This window comes from Endozoicomonas atrinae (assembly GCF_001647025.1).
GTDB classification, from domain to species: domain Bacteria; phylum Pseudomonadota; class Gammaproteobacteria; order Pseudomonadales; family Endozoicomonadaceae; genus Endozoicomonas; species Endozoicomonas atrinae.
In genome coordinates, this window is record NZ_LUKQ02000023.1 from 22,735 (window position 1) to 39,911 (window position 17,177).

9 protein-coding genes and 2 tRNA genes are annotated in these 17,177 nt (G+C 46.1%); 7 read left to right on the top strand and 4 right to left on the bottom strand.

Annotated features, from left to right (window positions below):
* Positions 1-61: 61 nt before the first annotated feature.
* From AK963_RS05240 to AK963_RS05250, 3 genes are all read left to right on the top strand, one after another.
* On the top strand, positions 62-2,095 hold the full coding sequence (locus AK963_RS05240) for an AsmA family protein (RefSeq protein WP_066014412.1): 2,034 nt from the start codon (positions 62-64) through the stop codon (positions 2,093-2,095).
* Positions 2,096-2,164: 69 nt separating this feature from the next.
* Positions 2,165-3,250: an A/G-specific adenine glycosylase gene (mutY, locus tag AK963_RS05245; protein WP_066014413.1), complete on the top strand. Its 1,086-nt coding sequence runs from the start codon at positions 2,165-2,167 to the stop codon at positions 3,248-3,250.
* 784 nt (positions 3,251-4,034) lie between these two features.
* A complete protein-coding gene (locus AK963_RS05250) occupies positions 4,035-9,713 on the top strand; it encodes an autotransporter outer membrane beta-barrel domain-containing protein (RefSeq protein ID WP_175404443.1) in 5,679 nt (1,892 codons plus the stop codon).
* A gap of 71 nt (positions 9,714-9,784) precedes the next feature.
* Here AK963_RS05250 and AK963_RS05255 read toward each other — a convergent pair whose 3' ends face one another.
* Positions 9,785-10,897, bottom strand: coding sequence for an oxidoreductase (locus AK963_RS05255; protein ID WP_066014415.1), 1,113 nt, complete (start codon positions 10,895-10,897; stop codon positions 9,785-9,787).
* 102 nt (positions 10,898-10,999) lie between these two features.
* Entirely contained in the window at positions 11,000-12,112 is a 1,113-nt protein-coding gene (locus AK963_RS05260; protein ID WP_066014416.1) for an oxidoreductase, read from the bottom strand.
* Positions 12,113-12,196: 84 nt separating this feature from the next.
* Here AK963_RS05260 and AK963_RS05265 point away from each other — a divergent pair, with 84 nt between their 5' ends.
* The 4 genes from AK963_RS05265 to AK963_RS05280 all read left to right on the top strand — a co-directional run bounded on the left by AK963_RS05265 (position 12,197) and on the right by AK963_RS05280 (position 16,591).
* On the top strand, positions 12,197-13,675 hold the full coding sequence (locus tag AK963_RS05265; protein ID WP_066014417.1) for a protein adenylyltransferase SelO: 1,479 nt from the start codon (positions 12,197-12,199) through the stop codon (positions 13,673-13,675).
* Between the two features lie 76 nt (positions 13,676-13,751).
* The gene (locus AK963_RS05270; RefSeq protein WP_066014418.1) at positions 13,752-14,024 is read left to right on the top strand and encodes an oxidative damage protection protein; all 273 of its coding nucleotides are present in this window, start codon (positions 13,752-13,754) and stop codon (positions 14,022-14,024) included.
* Positions 14,025-14,161: 137 nt separating this feature from the next.
* Positions 14,162-15,502, top strand: a complete 1,341-nt coding sequence (locus tag AK963_RS05275) for an FAD-dependent oxidoreductase (protein WP_066014419.1) — start codon at positions 14,162-14,164, stop codon at positions 15,500-15,502.
* A gap of 222 nt (positions 15,503-15,724) precedes the next feature.
* The gene (locus tag AK963_RS05280) at positions 15,725-16,591 is read left to right on the top strand and encodes a sensor histidine kinase (RefSeq protein WP_238593645.1); all 867 of its coding nucleotides are present in this window, start codon (positions 15,725-15,727) and stop codon (positions 16,589-16,591) included.
* Positions 16,592-16,755: 164 nt separating this feature from the next.
* Here AK963_RS05280 and AK963_RS05285 read toward each other — a convergent pair.
* Positions 16,756-16,831, bottom strand: a tRNA-Phe gene (locus AK963_RS05285).
* 39 nt (positions 16,832-16,870) lie between these two features.
* A tRNA-Phe gene (locus AK963_RS05290) sits at positions 16,871-16,946 on the bottom strand.
* Positions 16,947-17,177: the final 231 nt, after the last annotated feature.

Below are 17,177 nucleotides of genomic sequence, written 5' to 3' on the forward strand. Positions count from 1 at the left end.
TCAGGGTAAGATAGGTGCCTGTTACTATAACTCTTCCAAACTTCAGATCCTGAGGCTTCCCATGAACCGCATTCTCAAGTTCATTGCCGTTCTGCTTGCGGCGGTGGTTTTGCTGGGTGTTATCGCTGCGGCACTCCTGCCACGCTTTATCGATCCCAACCAGTATCGCGATGAAATCACCCAGCTTGTCTATGACCAGTCGGGACTGAAAGTCAGTATTAACGGGCCAATTGGCTGGTCAATATTCCCATGGGTTGGTCTTTCTCTTGAGGATGTTTCTGTAGAAGGAGCTAATAGCTTCCAGCTGGCTCAATTGGGTTCTGCTGGCGTCAGCGTTAAGTTAATTCCTCTATTAAGTAAACGCATTGAAATGCAGACCCTTGAGCTGAAAGGGCTTGAATTAACACTGGTGAAGAATACCAAAGGCAAGGGAAACTGGCAGGTCAGTGCTCCAAAGCCCTTAGAAAAACAGGCTCCCAGAGGACAGGAGCCATCCCCGGCTCCAACGCCCGAGTCAGAAACAACCTCATCTCCTCTTAAACTGGATATTGCCAGTGTCAACGTCAGTGGACTGCTGATCAGCTACGATGACCAAGAATCCAAACAGAAATACATTATCGATCAGGCCAGTTTAACCACCGGAGCCATCCGCAATCAGCAGCCTTTTGATTTTGAACTGAAAGCCCACATTACAATACCTGACCTTGTCTTAAATTCATTGATCAGTGGAGAGATGACGTTTAACCTGGAAGCTGGTCGTTATGACATTCAAAACCTGAAAGTCACTGCTACACCTGATGTAGACAAAGGTGAAAGTCTAAGCATTGTGGGTAATGTCCAATACCAGCAAACGCCAATGCTGGTTAAAGGCAACCTGGGTGTTGCAGAGTTTAACCTTGCCAATCTGCTGAACCAGATCAAAGTCCAGCTTCCTCCCATGGCTGACCCAAAAGCCTTGAGCAAGCTATCTTTTGACAGTCATTTCAGTACCGATGGTGAAAGCCTGGCCGCCGACAAGCTGCAGCTCCAGCTGGATAGCTTTTCCCTTGATGGTAATTTCAGGATGAACAGCATTGATCGGGGCGATATGCAGTTCAGCTTTACCGGCAACGACCTCAATCTGGATAACTATCTCCCCCCTGCCACTGAAGACGCAGAAGCTTCTGATGAAGAGCAGCCAGCTGACTCAGACTCAAAACAACTACCATCAGGTAAAGAGCATCCTCTGATTCCGGAAGAAATGCTTCGTGGCCTTGATCTTGACGGCTCAATGAAACTGGCCTCTCTCACTGTTGCAAAATTCATTTTTGAACAGCCGTCTGTGGATATAAAAGCAGCACAGGGTAAGCAGGAAGTAAAAATTGGTTCCCGCTTTTATCAAGGCACGATTGATATGACGTCTAACCTGGATGTACGTCAGTCAGGCAATCCAAAAATGGCAGCCTCCGCAGAGCTGAAGAATATAAGCCTTGAAGCTCTGTCAAAGCCGATTCCTGACCTCGCGTCACTGCAGGGCGACGTGAATGCCGGTATGAAGGTTCATACACAGGGTCAATACGCCAGTGTTCTTACCAGAAACCTAAATGGCAACATTGAATTCAAGATTGATAAAGGCGTATTCACCGATGCCAATTTTGACAAAATGGTGTGTGAAGGCGTTGCCAAAGTACGCAAGAAAGAGCTGAGAGCGACGGACTGGGGTTCATCAACCGAGTTTACCGACCTGAGTGGCACTTTCGTGATCAAAAATGGCGTTGCTTCAAACGACAATCTGATCGCAGCTCTCGCTTATATGAACCTGAAAGGTGATGGATACGTAAATCTTGTTGATCGTCAACTGGACTATCATATGGGCCTCAACATTCGTGGAGAAGAAGCACCTGACAGTGATCCTGCCTGCCAGATCAACAAGGAGTACGTCAACGTCACCTGGCCTGTTCGTTGCCATGGTGATCTTGGTGACCTGAAATGTGGCATTGATGTTAAACGGCTTACTGAAACCATTGCGGAAATTGCGGAGAACCGCCTTAAGAAGAAGATAGAAGACAAGGTGCAGGGACCGGTTAAAGATCTACTCAAGGGATTCTTTAAATAGCGCTCCCATTCGTGAGCCTTCTTATGCGATCAGCAGCTTCGCTGATCGCAAACCTGATTTTGTAATTTAATGACTCAAAAAGACGCATATACAGACAGTACTTTCAGTCAGAGACTTCTGGACTGGTTCGATGCTCATGGACGAAAACATCTGCCATGGCAGCAAAATAAAACACCTTATCGTGTCTGGATCAGCGAGATTATGCTGCAGCAGACTCAGGTAACGACCGTCATTCCTTACTACCAGAAGTTTATGGAGCGATTTCCAGCTGTCACTGACCTTGCTGCAGCGAGTGAAGATGAAGTCCTCCATTTCTGGAGTGGACTCGGTTATTACAGTCGCGCAAGAAACCTGCATAACGCCGCAAAAAAAGTAGTGAGTGAGTTCTCAGGAACATTTCCCTGCTCAGTTGAACAGCTTATGGCGCTTCCAGGAATAGGTCGATCCACAGCTGGAGCCATTGCATCCATTAGCATGGGAATCAGGGCTCCAATCATGGATGGTAATGTAAAAAGAGTACTTACCCGGCACTTTGCTATCCATGGTTGGCCTGGACAGACACGTGTCGCCAATGAGCTATGGGATATTGCTGAAAAACTCACACCTGAAAGTCGAACAGGAGATTACACTCAGGTGATGATGGATCTGGGGGCCACTGTTTGCAAAAGAAGTAAACCGACCTGCCAGGCTTGTCCACTTGAAGACAGCTGCATAGCCCACAAACTTGGGCAGGAGAGATTATTTCCTGAGTCAAAACCTAAAAAAGACAAACCGGAAAAATCTACGATTATGCTTATGGTGGTCAACCAGTACGGTGAGATTCTCCTTGAAAAACGCCCACCATCTGGTATTTGGGGAGGCCTCTGGAGCTTTCCTGAAATTTCAAATCCTGACCAGATTATCGAGCAGGCTCTTGAGAAGACAGGCTTGTTACTGAAAGAGTTCGATACATGGCAGTCTTTTCGTCACACCTTCAGCCACTACCACCTGGACATTACCCCGGCACTTAGTTTTGTTGAATATCCAGGACAAACCAGTAATACGGTAATAAAAGACCATGATAGCTATTACTGGTTTGCACTGCATCAGTCGCCTGAATTAGGATTGGCCGCGCCTGTAAAGAAACTTTTACAAAAAGTAGAAAAGACATTGTAAGACACATTACTGGCAGTTTTATTGGATATAAGCATTCCTTTTGATATGGAGAGAATTGACCTCTCCATATCTACTACGCCTACTTAGGCGTAATAATTACCCAGAGGACTCACAATTCATCATCAATACCAGCAACACTTTTTATAAAAAAACAAAGCAAAAAAAATCATTCTAAAGTTAAAACAATATTTTGTATGAAAAAACCTTTTCCATACCATTTGTATTTCAAATAACCATTGGCCTGACTGCCATACACCTTCCAATCATATCCAAACAAATAACCTCAGCGTTCAAAATAACGCTGAGGTTATTTTTATACATTATGTGTAGAAGTTTCAGCCCTATGGTAAAACCCATTGGTTGAGGAATCTAAAGAATGATTTGTTTCAATTTTGAGACATTCCATAAAAAAATACTGGTCCTTGCAATTTCTTCAGCAGTCTCAACATTAATCCAAAGTGGTTATGCTGGAATAGAAACTGAAAGCCCTGGAACTGTATCCAATGATTATAAAAGCTCTCAAGAAAAGTCCTCGGCAGGTCTAGACGCTTATAATAATGCTCAGGTAAACGACAATTTTAAACTACAGCATTGGCCGCCAGAAAAAACCAAAACTATTACCTCTGGCAGTGCTGAAACGATTCCCAAGCTTGTGACGATAACTCCAACCAGTAAAGGCAGCATCTTCCACAATATTCAATTAAGTCCAGGCAGCAGATCTCAACCAACGATACTCAGTAACCATGGAGCTATTAAAGGCGATCTATCGAAACCCGCTGAAAGCATGGAGTCTATGGTTCAGGCTATTGGTGATTACATAGAAGTAAATAATGAAGCCAGTGGTGAAATTCATACAGCCTCATTCCCTGATCAGCCGGCTATTCACAGGGGAGTTCATATCGCAGGTGAAAATAGTCGGTTTCTCAATAAGGGTTCAATTTACTTAAGTGGCATTTCTCAAGAGCTGGAGAGTAACTCCTCAGGTATACGAACGGAGTCCAATGCCTCAGCTATCAACGTAGATCCCGGCACTATCTACATCTCGACAAAAGGGATTACGGGAATGGAGGCTGAAGGTGGCACAACCCTTAACAATGGCAATATTGAAGTCAATGCACTAGGTACAGGTATCAGGGCAACCGCCAGCCCTGATGGTACAGGCGGTCAAACGACGGCCACCAATCACGGCATCATTTTGCTAAACCACCCAGAAAGCACAGGAATGGTCAGCAATGGACAGAACATTGAGTGGTTCGGAACAGGCAAAGATTGGGATGAACACAGTAATGACTACAAAGCAGCTGCCATAAATGATACTCATGGATCCATTAAAGGTCAGGGAACAGGACTGCTGGCATATAACAGTGGCCTGATCAAAAACCATGGCAGTATTCAGATATCGGGTTCGCACTCAACTGGAGCCAAGGCACAATCCAACGACCCGGACAATCCGGATGTCGGTGCCGGACTTATCGCAAATACCGGCACAATAACCGCTATTGATGGAGCCACTGGCATTCATCTTCACAAAGGTGGGCTTAAGAACTCGGGAACAGTCATCAGTGATAATGCCGCTATCCGGGGAACAGGGCCTTTTAATATCGCCATCCTCACTCCCGGTAGCTACATAAAGGGAAAGCGCGCCGCAGTGCTTCTTGAGGGATCTGGTAATGACATGAATCTGATTGAGCTTCGTGGCGGAACACTGCAGGGAAACCTGATAGGTAACAGCCCGATGGATATCCTGCGTATCAATCCAGCAGAAAACATAACTGGTGAAATTAACCAGAAGATCTCAGTCAATGGTGAAGTCAGGGATTTTGAACTCATCTATATAGCCGGTGACAAGTGGGCAGCATCCCGGCCAGTTATCAACCCAAAATCACTGATTGCCGGTGGCACTGTAAACTTTACGTTGAGTGATATCAGTGAAGATCAGGAACAAACCCTGCAGCTCAGTTTTACTGACAAGTTTCCATCAGCCAATGGCTTTGATATCAAAGTTAATGAATCGGGAATAACCAATATTAATTTATCCGATACCAATAACCGCCCTGCTGCCAGAATATCGCTTGAAGGTGGAAACATGAGCCAGATGACAGGCCACCTGAATGGCAGTGATGAACTGTCTCTGGAAAACGGAATAATCAATATCATTGAAGATGTGCATCGCATCCGAGCACAAACCGATGGTGACTGGCAGGTAAAAACGCCTGTCCGTGGGGTAAAACATCTCGTCACTGAATCTGCTGGTGATAAAGACACACCCGCTTTTGAACAAACGTCAATTATCCTCAGAGACTCGGCATTCTCATCACAAGACAACCAACCAGCAGAAAAAGCCAATACGCTGATTGTTGCTACTCCTTCAGAGTTTGAAATCAGTGCAGGGCAACCGATCCCGGAATTCGATGGTTCAGAGGGTAAAGCAGAAGTCACTATCGCCAATGGGGCACGTTTTGGCCAACTGATCGCCCCGGAGAAACTGATGGTAACGGCCTCAGCTGATCAGCCTTTCCATGCTTACGGACCCGTTCGTGATGCCAGGCATATTGAAGTTTCACCATCAGCACATGTACAAGGAGTTACACTGGGAACCTCTCCAGCACATACCAATGGAAACCTGGGGTTTCTTTTCAGTGATATTGCATCCGGCGAACCAATCAGAATCACTAATTTCGGTAGTATTAATGAGATTGACGCTTCCAATGGCAGTCAACGTCCAGACCTTAATTATGTCCACAGCAGTGACACGCCTGTAAGCCTTCTGGGAAGCAAAACCAGAAATGACGAGCTCACCGTTAATGCAGGTTCTCCAGAAACCATACAGGCAGTTTCAAGTTCAGCACTGCAAAATGGTTTTTCCAGCCTGAACCTTCATGGAGTTGCAGCTCCGGTCGAGCTTCCTGCTGATCTTGAGTCTCTGAAACTAACCAGCACCCTGCCCATTGGGTATATTTATGCGGTCAATGCCGACAATCTCGAGAAGGAAAGAGTAGAGAAGTCTCACGAGACGCCTAACGCTACTCTTATGCCGTATTCCTTCAGAAAACCAGAAAACACAACCTTAATAACTGACATCGTTACTCCTGGGCTTAATTTCAGCATTAAAGAGCGTCCCAACATGCGCTTTGAGATGCTTGATGGCGAAATAGGTATGCTGACAGGTAACCCTGAAAAAGATGATCAGCTGATTATTCACGGAGGTCACGTTAAGGGTGATATTGATAGTCTCCAGTCCGTTACCGTTGCCGGTAATGACTGGGGATCGCATGGAATGCTCAGCAATACCAGAGAAGTGCTTATTGATAAGAATGGTATTCTGACATTACTGCAGGTTTATGGGCCACAGGAGCCCCCTCATAGTACAGAGAATGATCTGACCCTTCAGGTAAAAACAGCCTCCGGACAGAGACTGCCCATTAAGGTAACCGAAGGTGGAGTACTCGGCCTGTTGGAAGTACATGATCAGGCTAGCCTTGGCGATCTATCGTTGCAGGGTGGTGTCGTAAACATCATGTCCAGTGAAAGCAAAACTCTGGAACTGGGTAGAATTATTAATGCTGATGGTGTCTATGCTCCGGAAACCGAGTTTGGATATGTTCTGGTTGGTAGCGACCCACAACTCTGTCCCATGGATAACAACCTGGTACTCAGTACTCCGAAAAGCAGGCCAGTCAGTGTATTCAGCAAAAAAATTGATAGCCTTCAGCTAACGGAAGGAGCCAGACTTAAAGGCGAAACACCGGCGGTAGAGCAACTGTTTATACCTACCTCTGATTTTGTATCTGAAGGCTGGATCAGTGCTGCTTATTTAGTTGCTGATGCGCCTGTTTCTGAAGTCAATGTTTCTGACAGCTCCCAAAGCAAACCAACACCAGATGCGCCGGATACCCCTGCAACGCTGAATATACAGACATCACCAGACCGCCCTTTAAATATCAAAAGCAACCAGCCTACCCCTCAGGTACAACGGGTCAATATCAATGATGGAGCTAATACTGGTTATGTTGACTCTGTTAAAAACATCTGGATTCATGGTGCTGGCTGGAGCAGCCAGGGGCTGGTTAATAATCCCGAAACACTGACGATTGCGCCAGATGGTGCTGCAGACCTCATTGTTGCTGACGGAACTCTGCCCAGTGAACAGGATGCAGCTAAAAAACAGTCACTTCATCTTTATTTTTCAGATGATGCCCCCTATGACAAAAATAGGGCATTTGTCGTCACCAGCCTTGGTGAGACTGGTACCGATGAATTTCTTGATAACCGGGGAGACCTCAAGGTACTGGATTTCTCAGCAGATACCCAGCGCCCTTCACTCTACTTTATTCAACACGGCGGTAACACAGATCAGGTAAAAGGCCGACAGGATAAACAGGACACTCTGGCCCTGGTAAATGGCCGACTGAAAGAAGCCTCAGGATTTGCCAATATCGATATTTTTGGCTCTGACTGGAACAGCATTCAGTTAACTAACCCTAAAAACATCAACATCCATGAAGGAGCTAGTGCTGCCAATATTGTTTTCTCTGGTAAGGCACCAGAAGGCAAAGGCGTACTGGCAACCGACTTTACTGACGACTATGAAAGGGTATACGTCAACTCCAGTGGTATGCTTGGTGAGGTCAATCTGTTACCAGAACATAGCCGTCCATCATTCACTATAGAGCAGACCGGTGGTGAGGTTGGATCAATTAAAGGAGCTAGGGGTAAAGGTGATCAATTCATTGCCACCGATACAAAAGTGACAGAGCAATTATCCGATATTGATACCATTACCTTTAACGGCACAAACAGTTATGAAGGAAACATGCTTCAGTCCAATGGGCTGGTTGGGATTAATGGTAATCTTCATTTTCTGGCAGATCGTATGGCTATTGTTTCGAGCTCGCCAGACAATCACCGTATAGAGGCTCCTGAATCATCACCTACATTCCATATTCGTCAGGGAGCAACCGTCACCATTCCATCTGAACTTAATATAGATGGCAGCTATCAACATGATGGTCGTCTGGTGCTGACAGAACAAGATCCAGACTCCGCCAGACTTCAACCACTGGCTGACGGAACAACACAGCAGGTGCCTGTAATCAGTGCCAATGATATCAACATTGGTCCTGCTGCCGATTTTGTTTTTGACAGTTCAATCATTACTGATCCTGCCATCGGCAAACAATACCTTCTGATGGAAGCATCAGAGTCAAATATTAACCAGCCTGTTACTGTTGATGCTGAGAATGAGCTGTATGTTCATTACGACGCAATAGTTGACCCAAACAATACGAAGCGAATGCTGCTGACCAGCACCAACCAGGCTGACCACCGGGCCAACCAGGTTCCTGGCAGATTTCGATCTATGATGCTGGCAGCCACTAAACCGGCCAACAAAGATGAGGCAGAGCATCCAAAAGTTAACAGTAAAAGTGCAAAACTAACCCAGCATGTTGTAAAAAATATAAAATCCGGCAAAGACACTACTAAAACCGCAGAGCTAGCCCCTGCCATGTCTCCTCATGCGGTTCACAATGCCAACCTTGCACTTAAAGCGGCAGGTAAAACCCTTGATGACAGAATGTCCGGCAAACGAACCGGCATCAGCACAGGAGATATCTTCTCTGCTGGCGGTGCCTGGATTCAATACTCATACAGTAAGGCAACACAGGATATTAAGGACAATGTTCCGGGTTATCATGCCAAAACCAATGGTTTCTCAATTGGTGCAGACAGCCCTCTGGAAGAGGATCAGAATATAGAGGTGGGCATTGCCTACACCTATTCAAAAGGAAAAGTGGAAGGGAAGGATGGCTCAAGAAACAAAATTGACACGGATACTCATATCTTCAGTCTTTACTCATCGTACATAGAAGATGATTTTTTCTTTGATGGTCGAATGAGTTATTCCTTTGGCAAGAATAAAGGGCACCGCTACGTTGGTGGTAACCTGCATGATGCAAAATACGATACCCAGAGCTGGGGAGTTGGCATGATAGCAGGCTACACATACCCACTGGGTTATGAGTGGAGCTGGCAGCCTCAGGTAGCCTTTAATTATTACACCATCAAAACCGACGATTATACCGAGTCTGCCAGAGACCCTGCCCAGACCTACTTATCGTACGATCAGGTCAATAATGGAAAATATGACATCATGGAACTGGGTGCCGGTCTGAAGCTGATTGGAGAGATTAATACCGACTCTATGATCATCAAGCCAGAACTTGGGCTAATGGGCTTTCACGATTTCAAGAAAGATCCGATTGCCATCACAGCGCACTTTGCCGCTGGTGGTGAAAACTTCCTGATCAATGGCGCTGACAGGGACGCCAACCGCTATCAACTTGATGCAAGCATTAATATGGAGATTGAGAGCAATACCACCATTACCTTCAGTTACTCACACCATTGGGCAGACAACTTCAAGGTGGATGGGTTTATTGCCAGAGTTCGCTATGAATTTTAATGGGTCACATAGCTGATTGAGAATGCCCTCATACCTGAGGGCATTCTCATCAAGGGCTATAAACACCTCTATTAATACAGTTCTGTTAACAACTCAGCCGAAAAAGGTTTTAACAAGCTGTAGCTCCCCTGCCTGACTTTATGTGGCCAGTCAGGATCAGCTATTAGTGCCCGCCCAATAGCACATAGGTCAAAATCCCTGCTATCCAAAGCACGAATAAGGCGGTTCATATCTGACTCAACACCCGCTTCCAGAAATTGTCCCCTTTGATCCTTGCTGAACGGTCGGCTCAAGCCGATGCATCCAACTGCAATGACTGGCTTACCCGAGAGCTTTCTTACTAATGCAGCCAATGTCTCAGGCCCATCCTTAAAGGCAGGTTCCCAGAAACGGCGAGTGCTGACATGGAATATATCTACTCCAGCGGCTACCAGAGCCTTCAGGATAATGGCCAGCTCCTGACGATTTCTGGCAATGTGTGCGGAATAGTCAAAGACCTTCCATTGAGATAGCCGGCAGATAATTGGGAAATCTTTACTTACCGCCTGCCTGACGGAACTCACCACTTCAACAGCGAATTTCAAACGATTTTCAAGACTTCCGCCATATTCATCAGTGCGTTGATTGGTGTGATGCCATAGAAACTGATCAATCAAAAAGCCATGGGCACCATGAAGCTCAACCGCATCACAACCGATAGCTTCTGCATCTCGAGCCGCCGCTGCATAAGCAGAAACAATCTCCACAATTTCCGACTTTTCCAACGCTCGCACCACATGTTTTCCATTTTCATAGATATCCATAGGTCCCACCCCTGGCTCAGATGGATCGGGACCTACCCCTGGTCTTCTGCGCTCCCCCACATGCCAGATCTGTGGTGCAAAACATCCACCAGCCTGATGTACTGCCTCAACAATAGCTTCCCATCGGGTTAATGCCTCTTCCCCATAAAACCTTGGCACTCGATCAAACCCGTTACTGGCTTTATGGTTAATCGTTGCCCCTCCACAGATCACCAGACCAACACCACCCTCAGCTCTTCTCCGGTAGTAGGTCCCCAGAGCTTCTGTTGGCAGCCAGTTATCAGCAAAGTTACGGGTCATCGGTGCCATCACAATTCGATTCGGCAACTGTAGTTTTCCACAGGAAAAAGGGGTAAACAAAGCACGCGTATCATGAGGCATAGTATCAACCGGTCATTTCATGAAAATGCATTACACGACACAAGATTAGTAGGCTGCCAACTTTTCCAGAGGCTCTCTTTACGGAGTAAATCAGAGTAGTTTTTAATACAACTCTTTCAATAACTCTGCAGTAAAAGGCTTTAATGATTCGAAACGCCCATACCGAACGTTATTCGCCCAGTCAGGGTTGGCAAGCAGTGACCGCCCCACAGCACAGAGATCAAACTCACCATTTTGAAATGAGAAAACCAGTCGATCCAGGTTAAGTTTCGTTTCTGCCCCGATAAATTGCCCCGAAGGAGCAAGAATTAATGGGCGACTCAAACCGATGCTTCCCACAGCAATTACTGGTTTTCCCGATAATTTTTTGAATAAATGCGCCAGTGTTTCAGGCCCATCGCTAAAAGCTGGCTCCCAAAATCGTCGTGTACTGACATGAAAGATATCCACACCAGCATCACTTAATGTCTGAATAATCGTAGCCAGGTCATGCTTTGTCAGAGCGGTATGAGCAGAGTAATCATCGACCTTCCATTGTGAAAACCGAAAAATAACCGGAAACGTATCACTCACAGCACCGCGGATAGCCCTGACAATATCTACAGCAAACTTCAACCGATTTTTTAGTGCTCCACCATATTCATCCGTGCGCTGATTTGAACGATGCCATAAAAATTTATCAATTAAATAACCATGAGCACCATGAATCTCAACAGCATCACTACCAATCATTTCAGCATCGTGTGCAGCCTGAGCAAAGCTCTCAATGATTTTATGAATTTCAGGTTTCTCCAGCCCTCGAATAATCCGTTCTCCACCTTCAAAAGCATCAACAGGACCAACGCCAAGCTCGCCATAATCAGGCCCAATACCTGCCCTGCGTTCTGGCCCTGCATGCCAGATTTGTGGTGCAAACTTTCCCCCCACCTCATGAACCTGATCTACAATATGCTTCCATTTTGCAAGTGCTGCCCGCCCATAGAAAATGGGTACACCCTCATAGGCATTACTGGCACGATGATCTATGGCTGTACACTCACTGATAATAAAGCCGGTACCACCTTCAACCCGCCGGCGGTAATAGGCTGCCATTTCTGATGTCGGAAGCCAGTTATCAGCAAAGTTACGGGTCATCGGTGCCATCACAATTCGATTAGGCAACTGCAGTTTTCCACAGGAAAAAGGGGTAAACAGGGCACTGGAATCATAAGGCATAACGACACATAGTCCCTTGAAGAGAATGTATGGGAGTTAAAAACATAGTAAAATAGTCAACTTCATGCATTTGGGAGTACAGGGATGAATAGCCTTGATGGCAGGAACTTTGACAATACTTACTCACGCTTGCCAGAACACTTTTATACAAGGCTGGATCCAACACCTCTGGAGAAACCGAGACTCGTTACCTATAGCGCATCAGCCGGCCAGCTGCTAAACCTTGAAGATGCTCATGAAACCCGAGAAAAACTGACACGGATCTGTTCCGGAAATAGTGCATGGCCTGGTTCAGAACCACTCGCCATGGTGTATTCTGGCCACCAGTTTGGCTCCTACAATCCCCAACTGGGTGATGGCAGAGGGTTGTTACTGGGAGAACTGGTCAATATCCAAGGTGAGAAGTGGGATCTTCATCTGAAAGGTGCCGGCCAGACCCCCTACTCCCGATTTGGGGATGGCAGGGCCGTTCTCCGCTCCTGTATCAGAGAATATCTCGCTTCAGAAGCACTGCACCATCTGGGTATACCCACTACCCGTGCTTTGTGCGTAGTGACCAGTGATACGCCGGTTTACCGGGAAACCACTGAAGCTGGCTCAACATTGCTCAGACTGGCCAGAAGCCATATCCGTTTTGGTCACTTTGAATACTACTTTTACAACAAACGATACGAAGCCCTGAAAGAACTGGCTGATTACACCATTGAACAACACTTTCAAGACCTTGAAGGGATGGAAGCAATGGCTGGCAGTGACGCAGGGTATCAGCTTTTTTATTCAGAAGTCGTTCGTCGTACAGCAACTTTGATTGCCCGGTGGCAAGCAGCAGGTTTTGCTCATGGCGTTATGAATACCGACAATATGAGCATCATTGGGGATACCTTTGACTATGGCCCCTATGGTTTTATGGATGATTTTAACTGGCACTACATCTGTAACCACTCTGACCATTCCGGTCGCTATGCATTCAGCCAGCAACCCGAAATTGGCTACTGGAACTGTGGCAGGCTTGGGCAGGCACTGATTCCTCTTTTTGAGAATAGTGAGTTAATCCAGAATGCGCTGGATCAATACCCACAAATTTATACCCAAACCTATACCCGCTTGATGCTCGATAAGCTGGGACTGGTTGAAGAAGAGGAGGAAGATGCAGAACTGGTTCGCGACCTGCTTCAGCTACTGCACGATAGTCACTGTGATTACACGCTGTTCTTCCGAACCCTCAGCAGTTTTCCTTTGGATCAAACCAATGAGCAATTAGAGCAGTTAGCAAACCATCCATCACTTGCCCCCTGGCTGGATACCTATAAGGAAAGGCTCAAAAGAAATCCCCTGGATGATCAGGCTCGACAGAAACGGATGAAGCTGGTGAACCCGAAATATATTCTCAGAAACTATCTGGCACAACAGGCGATCGAAAAAGCAGAGAAGGGTGACTACCAGGAAATTGAAAACCTGATGAAAGTGCTGATGTCTCCCTACGATGAACACCCTGACTTTGAACACTATGCAGAGCAGCCCCCTGAATGGGGCAAAAAGCTGGAAGTCAGTTGTTCTTCCTGAATGGAATGAATTCTTATCAGATGCGTTTATCGTTAAGATACTCTCAATTCATACTAACTGAAGCAGTGAGATAACAATGGCCAGAATGATTCAATGCGTAAAACTGAAAAAAGAAGCGGAAGGCCTTATGGTTCCACCATTGCCCGGCCCAAAAGGTCAGTGGATCTTAGAAAATGTCTCCCAGGAAGCATGGACTGAATGGCAGGCGCATCAGACCCGCCTGATCAATGAAAAGCACTTGAACCTGCTGGAGCCAGAAGCCCGAAAGTACCTGATGGAACAAATGGATAAATACTTCTCCGGTGAAGATATTGATGCCGCTGAAGGCTATGTGCCGGAAGATAAATAACCTTATAAATTGTATTTCTTTGGCTATTCTCAGTTCGCCCAAGCGAATAACGAGAATAGCCAATGCCCCTTAGTAGACACCTTCCCATCCTGAGATATTCTCTAACGGTTATCCTTACCTCCATATTATGGATGAGTATGAAGACCGTTGCCCACGAACAGGAATCGGCATTCATCATGCCGAATCTTGCAGAGATGATCGTACTGGCTCTGGATCATGGCGAAGTCAACGCCATTACAGGACAGCGTCACTTCACAGGACCTCCCGTACTGCAATGGGAGAAAGGCTTCTCCAGCAAACGCCATACCTCCATCTTCCATGCTTATGGCTTTGGTGGCTCGGGCTTGACTCTGGCACCTTCTGTTGCCGAATACATTGCCAGCCAGGTTGAGCTGCAGATTCATAATGACCACAGAAGAAGTGAGGACTCATCCGAGATTGTTATTTTGGGTGCCGGTTACATTGGTATTTTTGCAGCATTGGAAATCAACCACCGCCTTAATCATAACAGGGGACATAAAATCCCAATTCGGGTGGTTGCCCAAGCCTACCCTAAAGGCATCACAGAAATAAATCCGGATAAAACAGAGCCTGTCTGGAAAGATAATTACTCAAGCATGACAGCTGGCGGCTGGGTCATGCCCGTATCTATTGAACCACTGAAAAATAGAAAGCTCTGGTGCGAACTGGTGCAACGTGCCCAGACGTTATGGCACAGCTACACCAGAACTCCTCCACTGAGTATTGCCACTCACATTACCCAGAGTCTGGTTTTTTACGATCAATTATCTAACACAGCGCCCCTGGAGGATAAGTCCGGTATCCGTACCGTTAATGCAGAATGTCCTTCAGACCTCTATCCAGAGCACTCATTTAAGAGCCGTTTTTACGGCTGGGACATCAGTGGGGATAACTTGAACCCTCTACACTTCGATCAGGTCGTCGCTTTTGACAACGTCATACAAACCGATACGGTATCGGTTCTTCAATACATGACACAACAATTATCAGCTGAAGGTGTAGAGCTGATTCAGACCGAAGCAATGATTGACAGTTTTGAACAACTGCAGCCTTTCTTCGGCAAAAATCAGAAAACCATTGTCATCAATGCCAGTGGACATGGTGCCCACTCTGTTTTCCATAACAAACCATCAACACCCGTTCGAGGGGATCTGGTGGTATTGCGCATTCCCACTGAGCAACTGACAGACCCTATGAAAAAAGTCAGTCACTATGGATTCTGGGCTGGAGGTTGCCACTATGTATTTCTGCGTTACAGCCTGGACGGTAAATGGATGGAGGTTGTGCTGGGCGGCACGTTTATAAAAGACGACCATAACCTTATAAACAGACCAGAAACCATCCAGCATATTGTTACGTTCTGGCTGGATTTCTTCCATCACTCGTCAACTCATGAAGATAGCCATGCCGAAAGAGATGCTTTAGTCAATCGTGTGTTGAACACCGTAAAGATGTAATTCACTGTGAATAATTTATCCACAGGAAGAACCGCCAATAAAAAAATCCTGAGCAGAAATACCTTAATTTTGCGTTAAGTTAACTCAGTTACCCTGCATATAACCAGCAAAAACAGCTGGATCATTACTGCACAGCGTGGCGATATTCGGGGAGAAATGGGGGGCATTATTGCGTTAAAAAGTATCCTTCCATTTCTGTTTACATTTCCAATGGTCTTCCTGATGATTGTCTGGCTGGTCAATAAGGGGCTTCAGCCTGTCATTATCCTGGCTAATGAGCTCAAACGTCGTGAAGCGAATGATCTTCACCCAGTACCCATTAACAATCCAGCAAAAGAGCTGATACCTCTGATCAGCTCAATCAACCAACTTTTGAAAAGGCTGTCAGACGCATTTAACCGGGAACGGCAATTTGTTGGCTATGCGGCCCATGAACTGCGAACACCGCTGGCAGGGTTAGGTGTCCACCTGCAGAATGCGATAAAAAAACAAGGGTATGAAAAAGATAAAGCGATAGCCCTTTCCCTCAGAGGCCATCAGCGCATGGCTCACCTGGTGGAGCAGTTACTTATCCTGGCAAGAACGACACCTGATGCCTACCTGGCCACTTTCCAGACCGTTGACCTGTACAAAGTTTGTCAGAGAGTTATTGCAGACAATATTCAGCTGATTCTGGATAAGCGACAGACAATTACACTGGAAGGCACACAGCCAGCCGTCATTCAAGGCGATGATTCAGGGCTGAATATCATGATCAGCAACCTTGTCAGAAACGCGGCTCTTTACACTCCAGATGAGGGTACGATCAAACTGTCAGTTACCGTCAGCAATCAGCAGACGATTCTGTGCATCACTGACACCGGTCCCGGCATTCCTCAGAAAATAAGGAGAAAAGTATTTGATCGTTTCTACCGTGCAGATAGCGACAGACATGCCTCCAATGTAGAAGGAGCAGGGCTGGGTCTTTCAATCGTTGCCCATGTTGTTGAGTTGCATGGAGCAACCATTGAGCTTGGTACAGCAGTATCAGGCGGTCTGGAAGTTATTGTAAGTTTTGAGGGTTCTGGTTATACCAATCGTGCTTTCTAACTCCCGTTATGAGCAAGAAGATTTGAGCCTTAAGACAAGGCGACGATCGGCAACGCAGGATTAAGGCTCAAATCTTCAGTGCAATAGGGAGTTAGAAGGTTCGATCAGTATTAATTATCCCATAACAAAAAAAGCCTTGAGCAGATACTCAAGGCTTTTCTATATGGTGCCTAGGGGCGGAATCGAACCACCGACACGCGGATTTTCAATCCGCTGCTCTACCAACTGAGCTACCCAGGCTTAATTTTTAGGCACGTATGTTTCGTAATTGTTTAAGAGTGGTGCCTAGGGGCGGAATCGAACCACCGACACGCGGATTTTCAATCCGCTGCTCTACCAACTGAGCTACCCAGGCGCTGTTCAGACAACAACGAAAACGATGTGCGAGGCGTATTAAACGGATTTCACCCTGGAGAGTCAAGTCATATATAAATTTTTATGGCCAGCCGGTGGGTGAACAGGGAATGTAATTTAAATTGTGTAAACGCTTGTCGTTAATACTCCAAAATGGAGAATAACAATGAGCGTTGAAATCAACGAAAAACTGGTAGATCAAATAGCCAGTCAGATTAAAACTCAGGATGAT